Source organism: Sphingobium fuliginis, from assembly GCF_004152845.1.
GTDB lineage: Bacteria > Pseudomonadota > Alphaproteobacteria > Sphingomonadales > Sphingomonadaceae > Sphingobium > Sphingobium fuliginis.
In genome coordinates, this window is sequence record NZ_SEON01000010.1 from 60,882 (window position 1) to 79,474 (window position 18,593).

Genomic DNA, 18,593 nt, shown 5'->3' on the forward strand with positions numbered 1-18,593 from the left:
CCGCATCCGCCCCCCATGGACGAAAACCGGCAACCTGCGCGTTGAAAGCGTCGGAGGCCTGTGCCCGCGCGAGGAAAATGAGTCAACGATCAACAGATCGTTTCAGCGGCGAACCGTTCCGCATCCGCGATGTCGAGTTCGATGACCCACAGATCGGGGTCCGATCCGCGCCGGCGCGCAAGATATTGAGCCATGGCCTCGGCCCCCTTTTCCGGGTCCGGGCCGCAGCGGGTGAGGCGATAGCCGCCCGCATAATCAGGAACGCGTTCGAACAGTCCCTGTTCCCGGCCATTTTCCAGCGCCTGGAGCAGGATCACGCCGCTGACGGCATCGCCCTTCACCAGCACCGTGGCAAAGCCGCCCGCCGCGGCGCAGCGGCGCATCAGGACACCGACCAGCATGGCGCTGGTCAGCCGCGCGTCGGATGGGTCAGCCGGCATAGCCCGGCAGGGAGGAGAGGGGGAATTGCGACCGCATGAAGGTGCCGGTGCCGCGCCCGACCTCCTCGCCGTCGGCGTCGATCAGGCTGGCCTCCGCCACATAGACGCGCCGCTTTCCGCTGATCCAGCGCCCTTCGGCCCGAATCCGGCCCGGCCCGATCGGGCGGGTGAACAGCAGGTTGAAGCTGGTGGTCAGCAGGAAGCGATCGCTGACCAGGCTGTTGGCGGCGTAGAAGGCCGCATCGTCCAGCATCTTGAAATAGACCGTGCCGTGCACCGCGCCGGCCGCATGGAACTGCGTCTCATCCACGTCGAAATGGATGATCGACCGGCCTTCTTCCGGAATCGTCAGTTCCGACCGGAACAGCCGGTTGATCGGTGCGGAACGGTAGAGGGACTCCAGCGCCCGGAAATGCGCCTGCTCCCCGCTGGGCAAGGCGCTGGCGGCGGAACCCGGATCAGGCAGCGTCACGCGCCTCGCCACCGGCGAGCAGGGCATGGAGCGCCGCCGTCGACTTGGCGCCGCGCAGCCGGGCGATCTGCCCCTCGTCACGCAGGTAGCGCGAAACGCGCGCCAGGGTCTTCAGATGTTCGGCGCCGGAATCCACCGGAGAGAGCAGCGCGAAGACGATGTCCACCGGCGCTTCGTCCACAGCGTCGAAAGGAACCGCCGGATCGAGCAGCACCACCACCCCGCACATTTTCTGAAGGCCGGGAATCTTCGCATGGGGAATCGCGACTCCGCCCCCAAAGCCGGTCGAGCCCAGTTTCTCACGCTCCAGCAGCGCCTCCGCCACCGGATCGGCAGCCAGGCCGTAGGCCTGCGCAGCCAAGGCCGCAACCTTCTGAAACAACTGCTTCTTGCCGTTCACCGAAAGGGCGGTGCCCAATGCATCCGGTGCGACGATATCGTTGAAATGAACCATGCCGAATCCCAGCCGAGCCGCGCCCAGCTTCGGAAAAATGACGCAATGCCCGGATCTTTAAAGTCCGGCCCCATAGGCCGCCAGCGGATCGAGGTCAACCGGCGGCCGGGGGAAGGCGATCAGCCCAGGCGGGGCTCTACCCAGCCGATGGTCCCGTCCTGCCGCCGATAGACCATGTTGTACGCCGCCGTCCCGGCATTGACGAACAGCAGCGCATTGGTGTTGCGCAGGTCGAGCATCATCACCGCGTCCGACACGCTGGCTTCGGGAATGTCGACCCGGGTTTCCGCCACGATCAGCGGCGCTTCGGCCGGGTCCTCTTCATCGGCCGGGGACGCGAAAATCGTGTAGCCGGCGCCGTCCAGTTCATCGGCGCCATATCCATTGGCCCGGCTGGCCTCCGCCGCCGCGGCCTGCGCGCTGCGGTCCTTCAGGCGGCGCAGATAGCGGCGCAACTGCTTCTCGATCCGTTCGGCCGCCTGATCGAAGGCAGGATGCGCCTCCTGCGCCTCTCCGGCGCCCTTCAGGATCAGTCCGGTCATGACATGGCAGACGATGTCGCAATGGAAGGCGCCGTGCGGGGCCGGCCGGAATGTGACCTGGGCGGAAAGCGCGCGGGAGAAATATTTCTCGGCCATGGCCTCCAGACGGGTCCAGACATGCTGCTTGAGCGCGTCACCCGTATCGACCTGATGCCCGGAAACACGAATATCCATATGCCTTCTCCTTATTCTTGCCGGACCGCCCGGGATTGGCGACCCGGTTGGCGTGGAGGCCGTGAAGGCAGCCCATCCCGAAGGGACAGCCGTAATCAGGCCTCCTCAAGCCAGAGCGGCTTGTCCAGCGTCGCGACGAACGCTGCATGCCGCTCCAGCTCCTCCGCGCCTGCCGCAAAGACACGCGCGGGACGAACAGGGCGAACCGCGACTTCCGCCGCAAGTTCCATATTTACAACGAGTTTCTCTTCCTCCTGTGCAAGACCGAGGCCGATCTGACGGCCGCCGGTCAGTTCGATGTAAAGCTGGGCCAGCAATTCGGCGTCGAGCAGCGCGCCATGCTTGATGCGATGGCTGCGGTCGATGCCGTAGCGGGTGCAGAGCGCGTCGAGGCTGTGCTTGGCGCCGGGGTGAAGCTGCCGGGCGATGGCGACGGTGTCGATCATCCGCTCCATCGACACTTCAGGCAGCTTGCACAGCTTCAGTTCGTGATTGAGGAAGCCGAAGTCGAAGCGCGCATTATGGGCGACCAGATGGCTGTCCTCCAGAAAGGCGAGCAGTTCCTCCACCCCATGGGAAAATAGCGGCTTGTCCTTCAGAAAAGCGTCGGACAGGCCGTGCACCGCCTCGGCCGCGGCCGGCATCGACCGCTGCGGATTGTAATAAGCGTGGAAGGTGCGGCCCGTGGGAACCCGGTTGAGGAGTTCGATGCATCCGATCTCGACCAGGCGATCGCCGGAGGCTGGGTCGAATCCCGTCGTTTCGGTGTCGAAAATGATCTCGCGCATCGCCCTCTACAACGACTCTTGCCGGCCAACCTCGCCGGCCCCCTCTTATCGGCCTGTCTTCGCACCAAGGCAAGCGACCAAGCGGCGAACCTGGAAGCGGGTCTCAGCGAAGGTCGTGCCCGTATGGATGATATAGTCGGCCCGCCGCCGCTTTTCAGCATCGGGTGTTTGCAGATGGACAATCCGGCGAAATTTTGCAGCGGTCATGCCGGGCCGGGCCAGAACCCGCTTGCGCTGCTTCCAGGCAGGGGCGGTGACCACGATGACGCCGGCCAGCCGACGATGGCCATGGGTTTCGAACAGCAGCGGAATGTCCAGCACGACGAACCGGCGCGATCGGTTCCGTTGCAGAAAGGCCTTGCGGCTCTGCTGCACGGCGGGATGGACGATGGCTTCCAGCGCCTTCAATTCCTGGGGATGACCGAAGACCGCCGCGCCCAGCTTCGCCCGGTCGACGCCCTTGGGACCGGTCGTGCCGGGAAAGCGCGCCTCTATCGCCGGCAGCAGCGCGCCGCCCGGCCCCTGCAGGCGATGCACCTCCGCATCGGCGTCGAACAGGGGAACGCCTTCCCGCCGCAACATCCCCGCGACGGCGGACTTCCCCATGCCGATGGAGCCGGTGAGACCGTAGATCTTCATCCCATCATCTTCATGAATCTCAGGCGGCGAGCAGCAGGGCGCGCAATTCCTCGTCCCGTTCGCGCGGCGCCTCCGCATCGAAGAAGATGTCGAAGGCCAGCGCCGCCTGCCCGATCAGCATCTCCAGCCCGTCTAGGGTCTTCAGGCCCCGGATGCGCGCCGCCTTGAGCAACTCCGTCTCCAGCGGCGCATAGACGATGTCATAGACCGTCGCTTCCGGGCCCAGCGGCGAAAGGTCCAGGTCCAGCACCGGCTGGCCCACCATGCCGAGCGAGCTGGTGTTGACGAGCAGGTCCGCCCGGGGGAGCGCATCGGTCATGCCGATCACGCGGCCCCTGACCCCTGCACGGTCGAGCAGCGCCTGACCCTTGGCCGCATCGCGCACCATGACGGTGATGTCCGGCACGCCCAGGCTGGTGAGGGCGAACAGGATCGCCCGCGCCGCGCCGCCCGCCCCCACCAGAACGGCGCTCTGCCCCTTCCACCTGTCGCGCAGCAATGGCTGGAGGAATCCGCCCGCATCCGTATTCGTGCCGATCAGCGGTCCGCCCGTCTCGCTGGCGATGGTGTTCATCGCCCCGATCCGTTCCCGGACGCCGCCCGGATCGTCGGTATAGTCCATCACCGCGATCTTGTGCGGAATGGTGACGTTGCAGCCAAGCCAGTCCGGATCGGCGCGCCGCGCCAGGAAATAGGCGGACAGGCCATCGCCGGTGACATGGGTCTTCCTGTATTCCGCCTCGATCCCCAGCGCATCGAGCCAGAAATTGTGGATCAGCGGCGACTTGCTGTGTTCGATCGGATCACCGATCACTTCGGCATAGGGGAGCTTGTCGGTCATGTCGCCAGAACGCCCCGGACGCGCAGAAAGTCAAGCAAAGGCAGCAGCGGCAGGCCCTGAATCGCGAACTGGCTGCCTTCGACCCGGCTGAAAAGCTGCGCGCCCGGCCCCTCGATCCGGTAGCAGCCGACGCACCAGCGGCAATTTTCCCAATCGCCGTCCAGATAGGATGTGATGAAAGCGTCCGACAGAGGCCGCACCGTCATCCGCACGCGCTCGACATGCCGCCAGATCGGTTCGCCGTTGAGCGCGATCACCGCCGCGCTGTGGAGATGATGCACCCGCCCGGAAAGCAGCTTCACTATGCGCTCCGCATCGGCGCGGTCGACCGCCTTGTCGATCATCGCGCCGTCATCCAGACTGAGGGTCTGGTCGCAGCCCAGCACCAGCCCGCCCGGCACCCGGCGCGAGACGCGAAGCGCCTTCAGTTCCGCCAGCGCATCGGCCAGTTGCCGCGCATCCAGGCCGTCGGCGCGCAGCGCTTCCTTCGCCGCTTCCTCGTCCACGCCGGGGGACAGCGCCTCGAACGGCACCTGCGCCGCTTCCAGCAGGGCGCGGCGGCTCGCGCTTTGCGATGCCAGCACGATCATGGTCTCATGCTCCTTCCGCCAGCACGCGGTCGTTGAACAGGTTGATGATGGCGGCGGCGGCTTCTTCGATCGACCGGCGGGTCATGTCGATCACCGGCCAGCCATTGTCCGCGAACATGCGCCGGGCGAAAGACAGCTCCTCCTGCACCCGGTCGATGTCGACATAGCTGGTCTCCGGCGCCTGGTTGAGCGACAGCAGGCGATTGCGGCGGATCTGCACCAGCCGTTCCGGGCTGACGGTCAGGCCGACCACCATCGGATGCTTCAGCGAGAACAGGCTGCGCGGCGGCGGCGACTGGATCACCAGCGGGATATTGGCGGTCTTGTACCCGCGATTGGCGAGATAGATGGACGTCGGCGTCTTGGAAGCGCGGGAAACGCCAGCCAGCACGATGTCCGCCTCCTCCCAATTTTCATGGCCCACGCCATCGTCATGGGCGATGGTGAACTGGATCGCCTCGATCCGCGCGAAATAGGCCTCGTCCAATATATGCTTGCGCCCCGGACGGTTGCGCGTTTCCTGCCCCAATATGTTGGAGAGGGCGTCGGTCACGCTGTCGAGCGCCGCCACATGGGGCAGGCCGAGCGCCCGGCAGCGCGTCTCCAGCCGACGCCGGAGCTGATGGTTGGAGAGGGTGAACAGCACCAGCCCCGGATTGGCGGCGATCTCCTCCATGATCCGGTCGAGATGGACGTCGGACCGAACCATCGGCCAGAAATGGCGCACCGCCTCGACATTCTCGAACGCGCCGATGGCAGCCTTCGCTATGTTTTCCAGCGTCTCGCCGGTCGAGTCCGAAAGCAGGTGGAGATGGATGCGCGACATGAAGAACATCTCTGTGGGGAGGCTGTGGATAAATCAAGGCATAGCTTGCGGGTGAAATCAGGCGCTTTTCGTCCTCCCCGATTCCGGGAATCTTCTCCACAGCCCGCCAACAGAAGGAAATTTCCACCCACAGCCTGTGGATAACGGGAATAAGCCGACTGACTCGGACCGGAATCGGCGGCCTTGAGGAGTCAAGTTGTTGGCAAATCGGGGCACAGCGCATAAACCCCGCTGCCAACCGCCCCACTATCTCCATCATCCTTTTGAATCTAAATATAAGAGAGTTTATGACGGGACCCGATGCCGCCCTTTCGAATGACCTGACGGCCAAGCCCTTGCTTTCGGTCCTGAAGGGTGCGCGCCCTGCCGTGCCGCCCATGTGGCTCATGCGTCAGGCAGGCCGTTACCTGCCGGAATATCGCGCCTTGCGGGCAGAAAAGGGCGGATTCCTCGAACTGGTCTATGACAGCGCGGCGGCGGCGGAAGTGACCCTCCAGCCCCTGCGCCGCTTCGGTTTCGACGGCGCGATCCTGTTTTCCGACATATTGATCGTGCCCTATGCCATGGGGCAGGATCTCTGGTTCGAGGCGGGGGAAGGCCCGCGCCTCGCACCGGTCCTGGCGGAGACGGAGCTGTCGGTCCTGAAACCGGATTTCAGCCGCTTCGAGGCGGTCTATGAGACGGTGCGGCAGGTCAAGGCGGCGCTGGACAGCCATGTGACCTTCCTGGGCTTTGCGGGCAGTCCCTGGACCATCGCGACCTATATGGTCGCCGGGCAGGGCAGCAAGGACCAGGGCGCCGCCCGTCGCCTTGCCTACAGCCAGCCGGAAAAATTCGGCGCGATCATCGATGCCATTGCCGATGCCACCGTGGTCTATCTCTCCGGCCAGATCGAGGCGGGCGTGGAGGCCGTGCAGCTGTTCGACAGTTGGGCGGGCAGTCTGGCCCCGCTGGAATTCGACCGCTGGGTGATCCAGCCCAACCGGCGGATCGTGGAGAAGCTGAAGGCGATCCATCCGGAGATTCCGGTGATCGGCTTTCCCAAGGGCGCGGGCGCGAAACTGGCGGATTATGCGGCGGGGACCGGCGTCGATGCGGTGGGCGTGGATGAAACGGTCGACCCGCATTGGGCCGACCGCGCGCTGCCGCAGGGCCTGCCGGTGCAGGGGAATCTCGATCCGCTGGCGCTGATCGCCGGCGGCAGGGCGGTGGAAGAGGCCGTGGACAATATCCGCGCCGCCTTTGCCGGTCGGCCGCATATCTTCAACCTGGGCCACGGGATTCTCCCCGACACCCCCATTGATCATGTCGAAGCGCTGATTAGCCATGTGCGCCGGATGCGGTCGTAGCGGGAGACTGAACCATGCCTTATCTGGGAGCAGCCTATTTGTGGGTCAAAGCCGCGCATGTCATCTTCGTCATCTTCCTGATGGCGGGCCTGTTCATGATGCCCCGCTTCTTCGTCTATCACCATCAATGTCCGGTGGGGTCGGACGAGGACAGGAAGTGGATCGACCGGGAAAGGCGGCTGCTCAGGATCATCCTCAATCCGTCCCTCATCCTGGTCTGGGTTTTCGGGCTTATGCTGATGGTCGAGATCGGCGCCTGGCATTTCGGCTGGTTCCACCTGAAGCTGCTCTTCGTGCTGGGCCTGTCGGGCTATCATGGCTGGATCGCGGGCTATGCCAAGAAGCTGGCCAAGGGGCTGCGGCCGCTCAGCGAGAAGCAATTGCGGCTGGTGAACGAGATTCCGGGAATCGCCGCCGCGGTGATCGTGATCGCGGTGATCGTAAAGCCCTTTTGACATGGCCGTCATCCCAGCCAAAGCCGGGATGACGGAAATCAAAGCGGATCGACCGGAATATTGTCGATCAGCCGTGTCTTGCCGAGCTTCGCCGCACCGAGCAGCCTTGCCGGGCGGTCCAGCACCGTCATCGGTTCCAGCGTCACGGCATCGCACAGCGACACATAGTCGATCGGATCGAAACCATGCGCCGCGAGCAGGGCAACGGCCCTGGCAAGGGCGGCCTCGACGGTCGCGCCCTTTTCCATCTGCCGCGCCGCTTCGCCCAGGGCGCGGGGCAGAGCCAGCGCTTCCCTGCGTTCCTCCTCGCTGAGATAGGCGTTGCGGGACGACAGCGCCAAGCCGTCCTCGGCCCGCTGGGTCGGCACCCCGACAAGCTCGATGGGAACGTCCAGATCGCGGACCATCTGCCGGATCACGGCGAGCTGCTGATAATCCTTCTCCCCGAACAGCGCGACATCGGGGCGGACCTGGTTGAACAGCTTCGCCACAACCGTCGCCACGCCGTCGAAATGGCCGGGCCGGGCCGCGCCGTCCAGACCTTCGGTCACGCCTGAGACGGAGATGTTGGTGGTATAGCCCGCCGGGTACATGACGTCCACGCTCGGCGCCCAGAGGATGTCGACTCCGGCCGCCTGCAGCATCTGCGCGTCCTTCGCCTCGCGCCGGGGATAGGCGTCCAGATCCTCGTTCACCCCGAACTGGCGGGGATTGACGAAGATCGACACCGCGACATGCCCGGCATGGCGGCGCGCTTCCTCGACCAGCGCCATATGCCCGTCATGCAGCGCGCCCATGGTGGGCACCAGAGCCATCGGTTTTCCGTCGCTTTTCAGCGCATCGACGGCGGCACGCAGGGAAGGCAGGTCACGGAGGATTTGCACGACAGGAACGGCTCCGATAAGGGCATCGACAGGGGTATATCCTGCTAAGGCACGACCGGCTGAAACGGTCAAGAATCATTGCGACAATCAACGGGGTTATAAAGGTCCGATGGCGAACGCCCAAACGCACCATATCGTCTTCGCCAATGAGAAGGGCGGAACCGGCAAGTCGACCACCGCCGTGCACACGGCCATCGCGCTGACGGTATTGGGTCACCGGGTCGGCATGATCGACCTGGACCCGCGCCAGCGCACGATCACCCGCTATATGGAGAATCGCGCCGACACCGCGCGCCGCCGCGGCATCGACCTGCCTACCCCGGACTTCGCGGTGTTCCAGGGCGACAGCGTCGAGGCGCTGAACGAACAGGCCGCCGCCATGGCCGAGGGCAAGGATTTCCTGGTCATCGACACGCCCGGCCGCGACGATGACTATGCCCGCCACATGGCCGCCCGCGCCCATACGCTGGTGACGCCGATGAATGACAGCTTCGTCGATTTCGACCTGATCGGGCAGGTGGATGCGGAAACCTTCAAGGTGAAGCGCCTTTCCTTCTATTCAGAACTGATCTTCGAGGCGCGCAAGACCCGGGCCAAGGCCGACGGCGTGACCATCGACTGGGTGGTGCTGCGCAACCGCGTCCAGCATCATGACGCGCGCAACAAGAAGCGCGTCGGAGATGCCCTGATGGAGCTTTCCCGCCGCGTCGGATTCCGCGTGATTCCCGGCCTTTCGGAGCGCGTGATTTTCCGCGAACTCTTCCCTTCGGGGCTTACGCTGCTGGACAAGGGGCATCTGGGCGAACTGGGCGTCAGCCATATCGCCGCGCGGCAGGAACTGCGCGAGATGGTGTCGGGCCTCGCCCTTCCCTCGCGCGATGAGGTCGCGCCGGTGGATCTGCTCGGCGCGGCCTGATGGGTCTGCTTGCCTTGGCTTTGATCGGGCTTGCCGCCTGGCTTATCTGGACGGGACGACTGCAACGCATGAGCGCGAAGGATGGCATGGCGCTGGGCGCCGCTCTGGTCGGCGCGGTCATGGCGGCCAAGGGCAAGCCGCTGGTCGGCGCGCCGCTGCTGCTGGGCGCCACCCTGTTTTTCTTCGCCAAGAGCCGTCCCGGCAAGGCGAAGGCCCGGTCGGACCAGCCCGCCACCCGGGCCGTTTCCCCTCAGGCGGTGATCGACGCCCGCAAGCTGCTGGGCGTGGGCCCCGACGCCGATGCCAGCGCCATCCGTGCCGCGCATCGCCGCCTCATCGCCTCCGTTCATCCGGACAAGGGTGGCACCGAAGCGCTGGCGGCCCAGATCAACGCTGCCCGCGACCTGCTGATCAGGGAAGCCGCGCAGCGCCACTGAAGCCAAGGGAAGAAGATGCCATGGCCCATCGCTTTCATCCCACGCTGCTGCGCGAATATGACATTCGGGGCGTGGTGGGCCGGACGCTGGGCGAGGGAGATGCCTATGCCGTGGGCCGCAGCTTCGGCACGATCGTCAGGCAGGCGGGCGTCAGGCAGGCCGGGGGATCAAGGGTCGCGGTCGGCTATGACGGGCGGCTGAGTTCCCCGGCGCTGGAACAGGCGGTCGTCCAGGGCCTTCAGGATTCCGGCGCCGATGTCGTGCGCATAGGCCTGGGCCCGACGCCCATGCTCTATTATGCCGAAGCGGTCCTGGATGTGGACGGCGGCATTCAGATAACCGGCAGCCACAATCCCCCCGATCATAATGGCTTCAAGCTTGTGCTTCAGCATGAAGCCTTTTTCGGCGCGGCCATCGCGAAGCTGGGAGCGATGGCGGCGGCGGGCGACTGGAGCACTGCCGGAAGCGGAGGCGGGAGCGAAGGCGGGGGCCGGGTCGAGAACGTCGACATCATGGACCGCTATGCCGCCCGGCTGGTGGAGCGGTTCGACGGCGCCGCCTGGCGCATTGGCTGGGATGCCGGCAATGGCGCCGCCGGGCCGGTGGTGGACAAGCTCGTCAAGCTCCTGCCAGGTGAGCATCATGTGCTTTTCACCCAGATAGACGGACATTTTCCCCATCATCACCCCGATCCCACTGTCGAGGCGAATCTGGCGGACCTGAAGGCGCTTGTCCGCTCGAAGAAGCTCGATTTCGGAGTGGCTTTCGACGGCGACGGCGACAGGATCGGCGTGGTCGACGGCCGGGGCCGGGCAATCTGGGGCGACCAGTTGCTGGGTATCTTCGCGGAACTGGTGCTGAAGGACCGGCCGAACGCCACGATCGTCGCGGATGTGAAGGCCAGCCAGGCCCTGTTCGATCGGATTGCCGCGCTCGGCGGGCGACCGCTGATGTGGAAGACCGGCCACAGCCTCATCAAGTCCAAAATGAAGGAGATTGCCGCTCCGCTGGGCGGGGAGATGACCGGGCATCTCTTCTTCGCGGACGATTATTATGGTTTCGACGACGGGCTCTATGCCGCGGTGCGGCTTATCCGGGGGCTGACCCGGCTTGGCCGCAGCGTGACGGCGCTGCGCGATGAGATGCCGGCCATGGTCAATACGCCGGAAATCCGCTTTCCGGTGGAGGAGAGCCGCAAGTTCGCCGTGGTGGAGGAAGTCCGCGCCCGATTGCAGGCCTTGGGCGCAAGCGTCGACGAAACCGACGGCCTGCGAGTCGGCACGCGCGATGGATGGTGGCTGCTGAGGGCCTCCAACACCCAGGATTCGCTCGTGATCCGGGCCGAGGCGAAGGATGAGGAAGGATTGGCGCGCCTGATCGCGGAGATCGATGCGCAACTGGCCGATTCGGGCGTGATTCGGATTTCCGAGGACGATTCCTGATGAACGGGCAGAAAAAGCGGTCCGTTCGGACCTGCCTTTCCGTTACGGAAATCAGGCTGGAGCATGACAGTTGCATGAAATGCAATCGAACATCAGCTTTTCGCATTTGCGAAAATCATCGCTGCACCGCAAAAGGAAAAGGCCTTTCAGGCATCCTCTCCTAAAACTTTCAAGCCGTCCTCCGGGGCGGCTTTTTTTTCATCCGCTCAGCGCCCTTCTTTTGCTTCCTGCCGTAGCGTCGTTTCGCATTCCGGCGGCGCAGGATACGGAAACCCCCGCAAATTAGGGCTTTTCGAACGATAATTTAACCATATTGCTAATAAGGCCGTGGCTTCGAGGGGATCATTTTCCGGCTAAAGCCATTTGCCACAGACGAGTTTGAAGAGAGGATTCATCATGCCCTTGCGCCGCCCCATCATTGCCAGTGTCCTGTTGTCGGGCGTATTCGCGGCACCCGTCCCGGCCCTGGCGGGTGGTTTCTACCTGCAGGAACAGGCGCCCAAGGAAACCGGGCGCGCGCTGGCCGGCGCCGGCGCGGCGGCGGACGATCCGTCCACCGTCTATTTCAATCCTGCGGCCATGACGGAACTGTCGGGCATCCAGACCTCGATCGGCGGCATCGCGCTGATGGCCTCCGCGCATCAGGCCAATCGCGGCACCTATCGCACCGTTCCAACCCTGCCGGGCGCGCGGGTGCCGGTTGCGGGCAATGACGGCGGCAATCCGTTCGACAAGGTCATTCCGATCCCCAGCTTCTACGTCACAGCGCAGGCGACCGACCGTCTGTGGCTGGGCCTGGGCGTCAACGCGCCGTTCGGGTTGAAGCTGGATTATGACGACGGCTTCTTCGGCCGCTATGACTCGCTCTACACCAACCTCAAAACCTATAATATCCAGCCCAGCGCCGCCTATAAGCTCAATGACAATTTCTCGATCGGCGGCGGCGTCGACGTGCAATATGTGAAGGCGACGCTGACCAACGCCCTGCCGCAGCTTTCGCCCCTGGCCCCGGCCGACGGCTTCGCGCGGCTGAAGGGCGACGATTGGACGGTCGGCTGGAATGCGGGCCTGTTCTACACCAATGGCGACACCAATGTCGGCGTTTCCTACCGTTCCGGCGTCAAGCACAAGCTGATCGGCACGCAGACCATTTCAGGCCTGCTGGGGCCCATCGCCACGGCCAATGGCGAATTGGATGCGTCCGCCCCGCTGGACCTGCCCGACATCGTCACCGTGGGCTTCATGCACCGCCTGACGCCGAAGCTGCGTGCGATGATCAGCGCCCGCTGGTATAGCTGGTCGAAGTTCAAGGGCATTGCCATCACCTCCGCCGCCGGCACCAGCAACAAGGAACTGGATTACAAGGACAGCTACAGCGTCAGTCTGGGCGGCGAATATGATGTCAGCCCGGCATTGACCCTGCGCGCGGGGACGATGTTCGACCGCACGCCGACCAATCCGCAGCACCTGACGACCCGCGTGCCCGATGGCGACCGTTCCTGGCTGACGGCTGGCGCGACCTTCAACATCTCGCCCGCCTTCGCACTGAACGTCAGCTATGCCCATACTTTCGTGGAAAAGGCGAACATCATCCGTCCGGACAGCTATTATCCCGCGCCCGCGACGGTGACGGCGACCACCCTGTCGCGGACCAGCGGCAATGCGGACCAGATCGGCGCTTCGTTGACGGCGCGTTTTTGATGGGAGCGGCACCGGCCCTCACCCCCACCCGACCGCCCAGACATCGTATCCTGATGGGCGGTCGGGTGGGGTGAGGGCCGGTGCGCACGTTTCAGCTTTGCTGAAACGCAAGACAGCTCGCGCTTCTAACCGACGCAATAAATCCCTATAGGGGCTCCATCACCACGGAGCCCCTTTTTCATGTCCGACCATAATCCCGGCCTGCGCCCCTGGCGCGACATCGCCCGCAGGCAATGCCGCCAGATCATGGTCGGCAATGTCCCCGTCGGCGGCGGCGCGCCGGTCACTGTGCAGACCATGACCAACACGCCGACGCATGACGTCCGGGCGACCGTCGACCAGATCCGCCGCTGCGAGGAAGTGGGCGTGGACATCATCCGCGTCTCCTGCCCTGACGAGGCGTCGACCGCCGCGCTGAAGCAGATCGTCCGCGCTGCCCGCGTGCCGATCGTCGCGGACATCCATTTCCATTACAAGCGCGCGCTGGAAGCCGCCGATGCGGGCGCGGCCTGCCTGCGCATCAATCCGGGCAATATCGGATCGGAAGCGCGGGTGAAGGAGGTGGTCGACGCAGCCAAGGCCAATGGCTGCTCGATCCGGATCGGCGTCAATGCAGGCAGCCTCGAAAAGGACCTGCTCGAAAAATATGGCGAGCCCTGCCCGGAGGCGCTGGTCGAAAGCGCGCTCGACCATATCAAGCTGCTGCAGGACCAGGATTTCCATGAATATAAGGTGGCGGTGAAGGCGAGCGACGTCTTCCTGGCCGTGGCAGCCTATATGCAACTGGCCGAAGCGGTGGACTGCCCGCTGCATCTGGGCATCACCGAGGCGGGCGGACTGATCGGCGGCACGGTGAAGAGCGCCATCGGCATCGGCAATCTCCTGTGGGCCGGGATCGGCGACACGATCCGCGTTTCCCTTTCCGCCGAGCCGGAAGAGGAAGTGCGCGTGGGTTATGAAATCCTGAAATCGCTTGGCATCCGCACGCGCGGGGTCAAGGTCATCTCCTGCCCGAGCTGTGCGCGGCAGGGCTTCGACGTGATCCGCACGGTGCAGGCGCTGGAGGAACGGCTCCAGCATATCCACACGCCGCTCTCGCTCTCCGTGCTCGGCTGCGTGGTGAACGGCCCCGGCGAGGCGCGGGAAACCGACATCGGCCTGACCGGCGGCGGCGCGGGCAAGCATATGGTCTATCTCTCCGGCCTCACCGATCATACGGTGCAGGACGAAGGCATGATCGACCATATCGTCGGCCTTGTCGAAGCCAAGGCGGCGGAGATCGAAGCGGCCAGGCTGGAAGACGAAACCACCGACGCCGGCAAGGCGGAAGCGGCGGAATGACCGGCGGCGTTCCCAGCCCGGATGATGCGGCGACTGAGCGGAGGGATGCCATGGCCGCTTCCCGTCCTGCGACAGCCACGGGTGCATCCGCCGTGGGTGCGTCCGCCCTGGGCGCCGGGGCGATCGGCAGCCTGGCGCTGGGGGCGCTGGCGCTGGGCGCTCTCGCCATCGGTGCGATCGCCATCGGCCGCCTCCGTATCGGCGGGGCGCGCATCGTGCGCCTTCAGATCGACGAACTGGTTGTCGGCCGCGTGATCCGGAAGACACGCGATTGACCGGGCCGATCCACGGCGTTCCGCATCCATAGGCCACCGGATGGGAAGCGACACCGACCGCGCCCCACCGGCGACCGCATTTCCTCTCGCCTTCGCCGTCTGCTGCGTGGGGGTTGCGCTCTTTTCCGTGATGGACGCCGCCATGAAGGGGCTGAGCCTTTCCATCGGCCTGTTCAATGCGCTGTTCTGGCGCGCCGTGGCGGGCAGCCTGCTGGGGCTGGTGCTGATGCTGCTGACCCGGCAGCGCTGGCCCGGTCGCGCCGTGTTGCGGCTGCATATGCTGCGCGGGACGGTGGTGGCGGTGATGGCCAGCCTGTTCTTCTGGGCGATCATGCGGATGCCGCTGGCCGAGGCCATCGCCCTGTCCTTCATCGCGCCGCTGGTCGCACTGTATCTTGCCGCGCTGCTGCTCAAGGAACGGATCGGGCGGCAGGCCATCGGTGCGTCGCTGCTGGGGCTGGTCGGGGTTGCCGTCATCCTGTCGGGGCGCGTGCGGGGCGATTATGACGCGGATGCGCTGCTGGGCGCGGGTGCGGTACTTGTTTCGGCGGTGCTGTTCGCCTGGAACCTGATCCTCCAGCGGCAACAGGCGCAGCTCGCCTCCCCTATCGAGGTCGCTTTCTTCCAGCATGTCGTGATGCTGGGGGTGTTCGTCCTGTTCGCGGCGCTTGTCCAGGGGATGCCGGTCGTGCCGGCGGCGCCTTCATGGGCGCTGGTGGTGCTGGCCGCGACGCTGGCCTTCACCTCGCTTGCGGCGCTTGCCTGGGCCTATGCGCGGGCGGAGGCGCAGGTGCTGATCCCGGTCGAATATAGCGCTTTCCTCTGGGCCGCGATCATCGGCTGGCTCGCCTTTGGCGAACGGCTGACCCTGACCACGGTGGTCGGCGCGCTGCTGATCGTGCTGGGGTGCCTGATCGCGTCGCGCGCGGGATCGGCCGAACCGCCCCATGTCGAACCGTCCGTGGCCTGAAAGGAAAAGCATGTCCGTCACCATTCGCGAGGCCGTGCCATCGGACATCGGCACGATCCACGCCTTCATCCTCGCCCTGGCGGACTATGAGAAACTGTCCCATGAGGTGAAGGCCGACCGCGCCTCGCTCAACAAATATCTGTTCGGGCCGCGCCCAATGGCGGAGGTGCTGATCGCGGAAAATGAGGGGAGGGCGATCGGCTTCGCCCTTTTCTTCCACAATTTCTCGACTTTCGAGGGACGGCCCGGCCTCTATCTGGAGGATCTGTTCGTCGTCCCGGAAGCGCGGGGGCTGGGCGCGGGCAAGGCGCTGCTTTCCCGCCTCGCCCAACTAGCGCTGGAGCGGGATTGCGCGCGGCTGGAATGGTGGGTGCTGGACTGGAACGAACCGTCCATCGCCTTCTACCGCTCGCTGGGGGCGCGGCCGATGGACGAATGGACGGTGCAGCGCGTCGACGGCGATGCGCTCAGCGCCCTCGCCTCAGCGCGTCCTGCACGCTGACGCCCAGCAGCACGGCGGTGAAGGCCCCCAGGGCGACGATCACGAGGGTCGGATAAAGCGTGGCGATCATGACAAAGTCTCCTTTGGCGGTACTTTTTGCGCCGGTCCGCCGCCCGTCGACATAAGGATTGTTACGGAGTCGGAGAGACGAGCCGATGGGCCGGACTCTTGACGGGGACTCCCCGCTCGGCGCATTGTCCCCGAACGGAACATTTGGGGGACATTGACGCCATGGCTGTCAGCCGCGGAGCCAAACGCACGCCGGAATGGCGCGAAATGCTGAAACGCAGCCTGATCCGCAGCGGTGCGCTGATCGGCGCGATCGCGCTGTTGCTGGCGACCCTGTTCCTGGCGCTGGCGCTGCTCAGCTATCAGCCGAGTGATCCGTCGATGAACACGGTGGCGGGCGACCATGTGCAGAATATCATGCAGGCGCCCGGCGCCTGGGTCGCGGATTTCCTGCTCTGGCTGCTGGGCGTGCCGGTGGCGCTGGTGCTGCCGCTGATGGCGATCACCGCCCGGCGGCTGTGGGGCGATCAGGACATGAGCGGGTGGAAGGCGCAGTTCGGAAAGTGCCTTGCCGGCATCGTCCTGCTTGGCGTCGCGCTGGCGCTGTTCCAGACCAATCCGCTGGTCGGCCTGCCCGCCGGATGGGGCGGCATCATCGCGCTGGTGACGGCGCGGGGCGTCATGAGCCTTGCGGCGCAGGCGCCCGCCGCGCAGGGCTGGATCACCGGAATCCTGATCGTCCTGACGCTGATCGCGGGCCTTGTCCTCTGGTATCGCAGCCTGGCGCTGGAAAAGCCGATCATCGCGTTGCGCCGGCCCTCTCTGCCGCGCCTGGCGCTGCCCCGGCCGGCTTTCGCTCTGGCCGGTCCCGCGCCGGTTGTCGGCGCGGATGAAGATGACGAGCCGTTCGAGCGCGTCGCAACCCCGCGCAAGACCGTCACCAACGAGCCCAAGCCGCCGATCAACATCCAGACGCCCAAGCCTGCGCCCGTGCAGCGCTCTATGGCGCCGGTCAGCCAGGACGACCTGTTCGGCAACAGCTCCCTGCCTTCGCCGGACCTGCTCAATCCAACCCCCGCGAGCCAGGGGCAGAAGATCGACAAGGCCGCGCTGGAACGCAATGCGCGCCTGCTGGAATCGGTGCTCGACGACTTCCATGTGAAGGGCAATATCGTGGAGGTCCGTCCCGGCCCGGTCGTCACCATGTATGAACTGGAACCCGCGCCCGGCATCAAGGCGAGCCGCGTGATCGCGCTGGCGGACGACATTGCGCGCAACATGTCGGCGCTTTCGGCCCGCGTGGCGACGATTCCGGGCCGCACCGTGATCGGCATCGAACTGCCCAATGCGAACCGGGAGGGCGTGTCCTTCCGCGAACTCATCACCAGCGAGCAGTTCGGACAGGAAGCGACGCTGCCGATCATCCTGGGCAAGAATATCTCGGGCGAGCCGATCATCGCCGATCTTGCGCCCATGCCGCATCTGCTGATCGCGGGTACGACGGGCTCGGGCAAGTCGGTGGGGCTGAACGCGATGATCCTGTCGCTGCTCTACCGCATGACGCCGGATCAGTTGCGGCTGATCATGATCGATCCCAAGATGCTGGAACTGTCGACCTATGACGACATTCCGCATTTGCTCTCACCGGTCGTGACCGAGCCCGCCAAGGCGATCCGCGCGCTCAAATGGGCGGTGGAGCAGATGGAGGACCGTTATCGCATGATGGCGTCGATCTCCGTCCGCAACCTCGCCAATTATAATGAGAAGGTCCGCGCGGCGAAGGCCAAGGGCAAGCCGCTCGGCCGCCGCGTGCAGACCGGCTACGATCCCGAGACCGGCAAGCCGATCTATGAGGAGGAGCAGCTCGATTTCCAGCCGTTGCCGCAGATCGTGGTGGTGGTCGACGAGCTGGCCGACCTGATGATGACGGCGGGCAAGGAAGTCGAATTCCTGATCCAGCGTCTTGCCCAGAAGGCCCGCGCCGCGGGCATCCACCTGATCCTCGCGACGCAGCGGCCCTCGGTCGACGTCATCACCGGGGTCATCAAGGCCAACCTGCCGACCCGCATCAGCTTCTTCGTCACGTCGAAGATCGACAGCCGCACCATATTGGGCGAACAGGGCGCCGAGCAGCTATTGGGCAAGGGCGACATGCTCTACATGCACGGCGGCAAGGGCCTGATGCGCGTCCACGGTCCCTTCGTGTCGGACGACGAGGTGCGCGTGGTGGCGGATCACTGGCGCGCTCAGGGACAGCCGGATTATATCGCCGCCGTCACCGAGGAGCCGGAGGAGGGCAGCTTCGCGCTCGATGGTGTCGACCTGGGCGACGACAGCCCGGACGCGCAGCTTTTCCGCAAGGCGTGCCAACTCGTCTTCGAAAATCAGAAGGCGTCGACAAGCTGGCTCCAGAGGCAATTGCGCATCGGCTATAACAGCGCCGCCCGGCTGATCGAGCAGATGGAGGAGCAGGGGCTGGTGGGTCCGCCCAACCATGTCGGCCGCCGCGAAGTGCTGCGCGACGAGAATGGCAATCCGCTCTGATC

Annotated in this window: 21 protein-coding genes; 11 read left to right on the forward strand and 10 right to left on the reverse strand. The window is 65.2% G+C overall.

The window, feature by feature from the left end; genetic code table 11:
* Nucleotides 1–89: 89 nt before the first annotated feature.
* The 9 genes from EWH10_RS19730 to EWH10_RS19770 all read right to left on the reverse strand — a co-directional run bounded on the left by EWH10_RS19730 (nucleotide 90) and on the right by EWH10_RS19770 (nucleotide 5,766).
* Nucleotides 90–440, reverse strand: coding sequence for a DUF1491 family protein (locus EWH10_RS19730; RefSeq protein ID WP_025549621.1), 351 nt, complete (start codon nucleotides 438–440; stop codon nucleotides 90–92).
* Nucleotides 430–939 (reverse strand): PaaI family thioesterase, encoded by a 510-nt coding sequence (locus tag EWH10_RS19735; RefSeq protein WP_037482870.1) that lies wholly within the window; start codon nucleotides 937–939, stop codon nucleotides 430–432. The genes EWH10_RS19730 and EWH10_RS19735 overlap by 11 nt, the downstream gene beginning before the upstream one ends.
* On the reverse strand, nucleotides 899–1,366 hold the full coding sequence (locus tag EWH10_RS19740; protein WP_025549619.1) for a PTS sugar transporter subunit IIA: 468 nt from the start codon (nucleotides 1,364–1,366) through the stop codon (nucleotides 899–901). Before EWH10_RS19740 ends, EWH10_RS19735 begins: the two co-directional genes overlap by 41 nt.
* 119 nt (nucleotides 1,367–1,485) lie before the next feature.
* Complete coding sequence (hpf, locus tag EWH10_RS19745; protein ID WP_025549618.1) at nucleotides 1,486–2,082, reverse strand: ribosome hibernation-promoting factor, HPF/YfiA family; 597 nt, start codon at nucleotides 2,080–2,082, stop codon at nucleotides 1,486–1,488.
* A gap of 95 nt (nucleotides 2,083–2,177) precedes the next feature.
* Complete coding sequence (gene dnaQ / locus EWH10_RS19750) at nucleotides 2,178–2,870, reverse strand: DNA polymerase III subunit epsilon (protein WP_044660585.1); 693 nt, start codon at nucleotides 2,868–2,870, stop codon at nucleotides 2,178–2,180.
* 45 nt (nucleotides 2,871–2,915) lie between these two features.
* Entirely contained in the window at nucleotides 2,916–3,509 is a 594-nt protein-coding gene (coaE, locus tag EWH10_RS19755; RefSeq protein ID WP_044660584.1) for a dephospho-CoA kinase, read from the reverse strand.
* A 19-nt stretch (nucleotides 3,510–3,528) separates the two neighbouring features.
* Nucleotides 3,529–4,350 carry a shikimate dehydrogenase gene (gene aroE / locus EWH10_RS19760; RefSeq protein WP_044660583.1) on the reverse strand — a complete coding sequence of 274 codons (822 nt, stop codon included), beginning with the start codon at nucleotides 4,348–4,350 and terminating at the stop codon, nucleotides 3,529–3,531.
* On the reverse strand, nucleotides 4,347–4,940 hold the full coding sequence (locus tag EWH10_RS19765; RefSeq protein WP_044660582.1) for a Maf family protein: 594 nt from the start codon (nucleotides 4,938–4,940) through the stop codon (nucleotides 4,347–4,349). Before EWH10_RS19765 ends, aroE begins: the two co-directional genes overlap by 4 nt.
* A 4-nt stretch (nucleotides 4,941–4,944) precedes the next feature.
* On the reverse strand, nucleotides 4,945–5,766 hold the full coding sequence (locus tag EWH10_RS19770) for a pyruvate, water dikinase regulatory protein (protein ID WP_025549613.1): 822 nt from the start codon (nucleotides 5,764–5,766) through the stop codon (nucleotides 4,945–4,947).
* A gap of 287 nt (nucleotides 5,767–6,053) precedes the next feature.
* Between EWH10_RS19770 and hemE the strand changes: the two genes are divergently transcribed.
* Both hemE and EWH10_RS19780 read left to right on the forward strand, forming a co-directional pair.
* Nucleotides 6,054–7,115, forward strand: coding sequence for a uroporphyrinogen decarboxylase (hemE, locus tag EWH10_RS19775; protein WP_044660581.1), 1,062 nt, complete (start codon nucleotides 6,054–6,056; stop codon nucleotides 7,113–7,115).
* Nucleotides 7,116–7,129: 14 nt separating this feature from the next.
* Entirely contained in the window at nucleotides 7,130–7,570 is a 441-nt protein-coding gene (locus tag EWH10_RS19780) for a CopD family protein (protein WP_025549611.1), read from the forward strand.
* Nucleotides 7,571–7,608: 38 nt separating this feature from the next.
* On the opposite strand, the gene panC is transcribed toward EWH10_RS19780, so the two are convergent.
* The gene (gene panC / locus EWH10_RS19785; protein WP_044660580.1) at nucleotides 7,609–8,454 is read right to left on the reverse strand and encodes a pantoate--beta-alanine ligase; all 846 of its coding nucleotides are present in this window, start codon (nucleotides 8,452–8,454) and stop codon (nucleotides 7,609–7,611) included.
* Nucleotides 8,455–8,563: 109 nt separating this feature from the next.
* Between panC and EWH10_RS19790 the strand changes: the two genes are divergently transcribed.
* The 9 genes from EWH10_RS19790 to EWH10_RS19830 all read left to right on the forward strand — a co-directional run bounded on the left by EWH10_RS19790 (nucleotide 8,564) and on the right by EWH10_RS19830 (nucleotide 18,591).
* Nucleotides 8,564–9,370: a division plane positioning ATPase MipZ gene (locus EWH10_RS19790; RefSeq protein WP_044660579.1), complete on the forward strand. Its 807-nt coding sequence runs from the start codon at nucleotides 8,564–8,566 to the stop codon at nucleotides 9,368–9,370.
* Entirely contained in the window at nucleotides 9,370–9,807 is a 438-nt protein-coding gene (locus EWH10_RS19795) for a J domain-containing protein (protein ID WP_025549609.1), read from the forward strand. Before EWH10_RS19790 ends, EWH10_RS19795 begins: the two co-directional genes overlap by 1 nt.
* A gap of 20 nt (nucleotides 9,808–9,827) precedes the next feature.
* The gene (gene pgmG, locus EWH10_RS19800) at nucleotides 9,828–11,249 is read left to right on the forward strand and encodes a phosphoglucomutase/phosphomannomutase PgmG (protein WP_044660578.1); all 1,422 of its coding nucleotides are present in this window, start codon (nucleotides 9,828–9,830) and stop codon (nucleotides 11,247–11,249) included.
* Nucleotides 11,250–11,645: 396 nt separating this feature from the next.
* Complete coding sequence (locus EWH10_RS19805; protein WP_065846193.1) at nucleotides 11,646–12,950, forward strand: OmpP1/FadL family transporter; 1,305 nt, start codon at nucleotides 11,646–11,648, stop codon at nucleotides 12,948–12,950.
* Between the two features lie 180 nt (nucleotides 12,951–13,130).
* Nucleotides 13,131–14,291, forward strand: coding sequence for a flavodoxin-dependent (E)-4-hydroxy-3-methylbut-2-enyl-diphosphate synthase (gene ispG / locus EWH10_RS19810; RefSeq protein ID WP_044660577.1), 1,161 nt, complete (start codon nucleotides 13,131–13,133; stop codon nucleotides 14,289–14,291).
* 50 nt (nucleotides 14,292–14,341) lie between these two features.
* The gene (locus tag EWH10_RS19815) at nucleotides 14,342–14,566 is read left to right on the forward strand and encodes a hypothetical protein (RefSeq protein WP_044662853.1); all 225 of its coding nucleotides are present in this window, start codon (nucleotides 14,342–14,344) and stop codon (nucleotides 14,564–14,566) included.
* A 40-nt stretch (nucleotides 14,567–14,606) separates the two neighbouring features.
* Nucleotides 14,607–15,536: a DMT family transporter gene (locus tag EWH10_RS19820; RefSeq protein ID WP_044660576.1), complete on the forward strand. Its 930-nt coding sequence runs from the start codon at nucleotides 14,607–14,609 to the stop codon at nucleotides 15,534–15,536.
* A 10-nt stretch (nucleotides 15,537–15,546) separates the two neighbouring features.
* Nucleotides 15,547–16,038, forward strand: a complete 492-nt coding sequence (locus EWH10_RS19825) for a GNAT family N-acetyltransferase (RefSeq protein ID WP_044660575.1) — start codon at nucleotides 15,547–15,549, stop codon at nucleotides 16,036–16,038.
* Nucleotides 16,039–16,269: 231 nt separating this feature from the next.
* A complete protein-coding gene (locus EWH10_RS19830; protein WP_044660574.1) occupies nucleotides 16,270–18,591 on the forward strand; it encodes an FtsK/SpoIIIE family DNA translocase in 2,322 nt (773 codons plus the stop codon).
* Nucleotides 18,592–18,593: the final 2 nt, after the last annotated feature.

Bases quoted from the DNA above. Each gene is read 5' to 3' on its own strand.
- EWH10_RS19730 (WP_025549621.1), bottom strand. From the start codon at position 440: ATGCCGGCTGACCCATCCGACGCGCGGCTGACCAGCGCCATGCTGGTC.
- EWH10_RS19735 (WP_037482870.1), bottom strand. From the start codon at position 939: ATGCCCTGCTCGCCGGTGGCGAGGCGCGTGACGCTGCCTGATCCGGGT.
- EWH10_RS19740 (WP_025549619.1), bottom strand. From the start codon at position 1,366: ATGGTTCATTTCAACGATATCGTCGCACCGGATGCATTGGGCACCGCC.
- hpf (WP_025549618.1), bottom strand. From the start codon at position 2,082: ATGGATATTCGTGTTTCCGGGCATCAGGTCGATACGGGTGACGCGCTC.
- dnaQ (WP_044660585.1), bottom strand. From the start codon at position 2,870: ATGCGCGAGATCATTTTCGACACCGAAACGACGGGATTCGACCCAGCC.
- coaE (WP_044660584.1), bottom strand. From the start codon at position 3,509: ATGAAGATCTACGGTCTCACCGGCTCCATCGGCATGGGGAAGTCCGCC.
- aroE (WP_044660583.1), bottom strand. From the start codon at position 4,350: ATGACCGACAAGCTCCCCTATGCCGAAGTGATCGGTGATCCGATCGAA.
- EWH10_RS19765 (WP_044660582.1), bottom strand. From the start codon at position 4,940: ATGATCGTGCTGGCATCGCAAAGCGCGAGCCGCCGCGCCCTGCTGGAA.
- EWH10_RS19770 (WP_025549613.1), bottom strand. From the start codon at position 5,766: ATGTCGCGCATCCATCTCCACCTGCTTTCGGACTCGACCGGCGAGACG.
- hemE (WP_044660581.1), top strand. From the start codon at position 6,054: ATGACGGGACCCGATGCCGCCCTTTCGAATGACCTGACGGCCAAGCCC.
- EWH10_RS19780 (WP_025549611.1), top strand. From the start codon at position 7,130: ATGCCTTATCTGGGAGCAGCCTATTTGTGGGTCAAAGCCGCGCATGTC.
- EWH10_RS19790 (WP_044660579.1), top strand. From the start codon at position 8,564: ATGGCGAACGCCCAAACGCACCATATCGTCTTCGCCAATGAGAAGGGC.
- EWH10_RS19795 (WP_025549609.1), top strand. From the start codon at position 9,370: ATGGGTCTGCTTGCCTTGGCTTTGATCGGGCTTGCCGCCTGGCTTATC.
- pgmG (WP_044660578.1), top strand. From the start codon at position 9,828: ATGGCCCATCGCTTTCATCCCACGCTGCTGCGCGAATATGACATTCGG.
- EWH10_RS19805 (WP_065846193.1), top strand. From the start codon at position 11,646: ATGCCCTTGCGCCGCCCCATCATTGCCAGTGTCCTGTTGTCGGGCGTA.
- ispG (WP_044660577.1), top strand. From the start codon at position 13,131: ATGTCCGACCATAATCCCGGCCTGCGCCCCTGGCGCGACATCGCCCGC.
- EWH10_RS19815 (WP_044662853.1), top strand. From the start codon at position 14,342: ATGGCCGCTTCCCGTCCTGCGACAGCCACGGGTGCATCCGCCGTGGGT.
- EWH10_RS19820 (WP_044660576.1), top strand. From the start codon at position 14,607: ATGGGAAGCGACACCGACCGCGCCCCACCGGCGACCGCATTTCCTCTC.
- EWH10_RS19825 (WP_044660575.1), top strand. From the start codon at position 15,547: ATGTCCGTCACCATTCGCGAGGCCGTGCCATCGGACATCGGCACGATC.
- EWH10_RS19830 (WP_044660574.1), top strand. From the start codon at position 16,270: ATGGCTGTCAGCCGCGGAGCCAAACGCACGCCGGAATGGCGCGAAATG.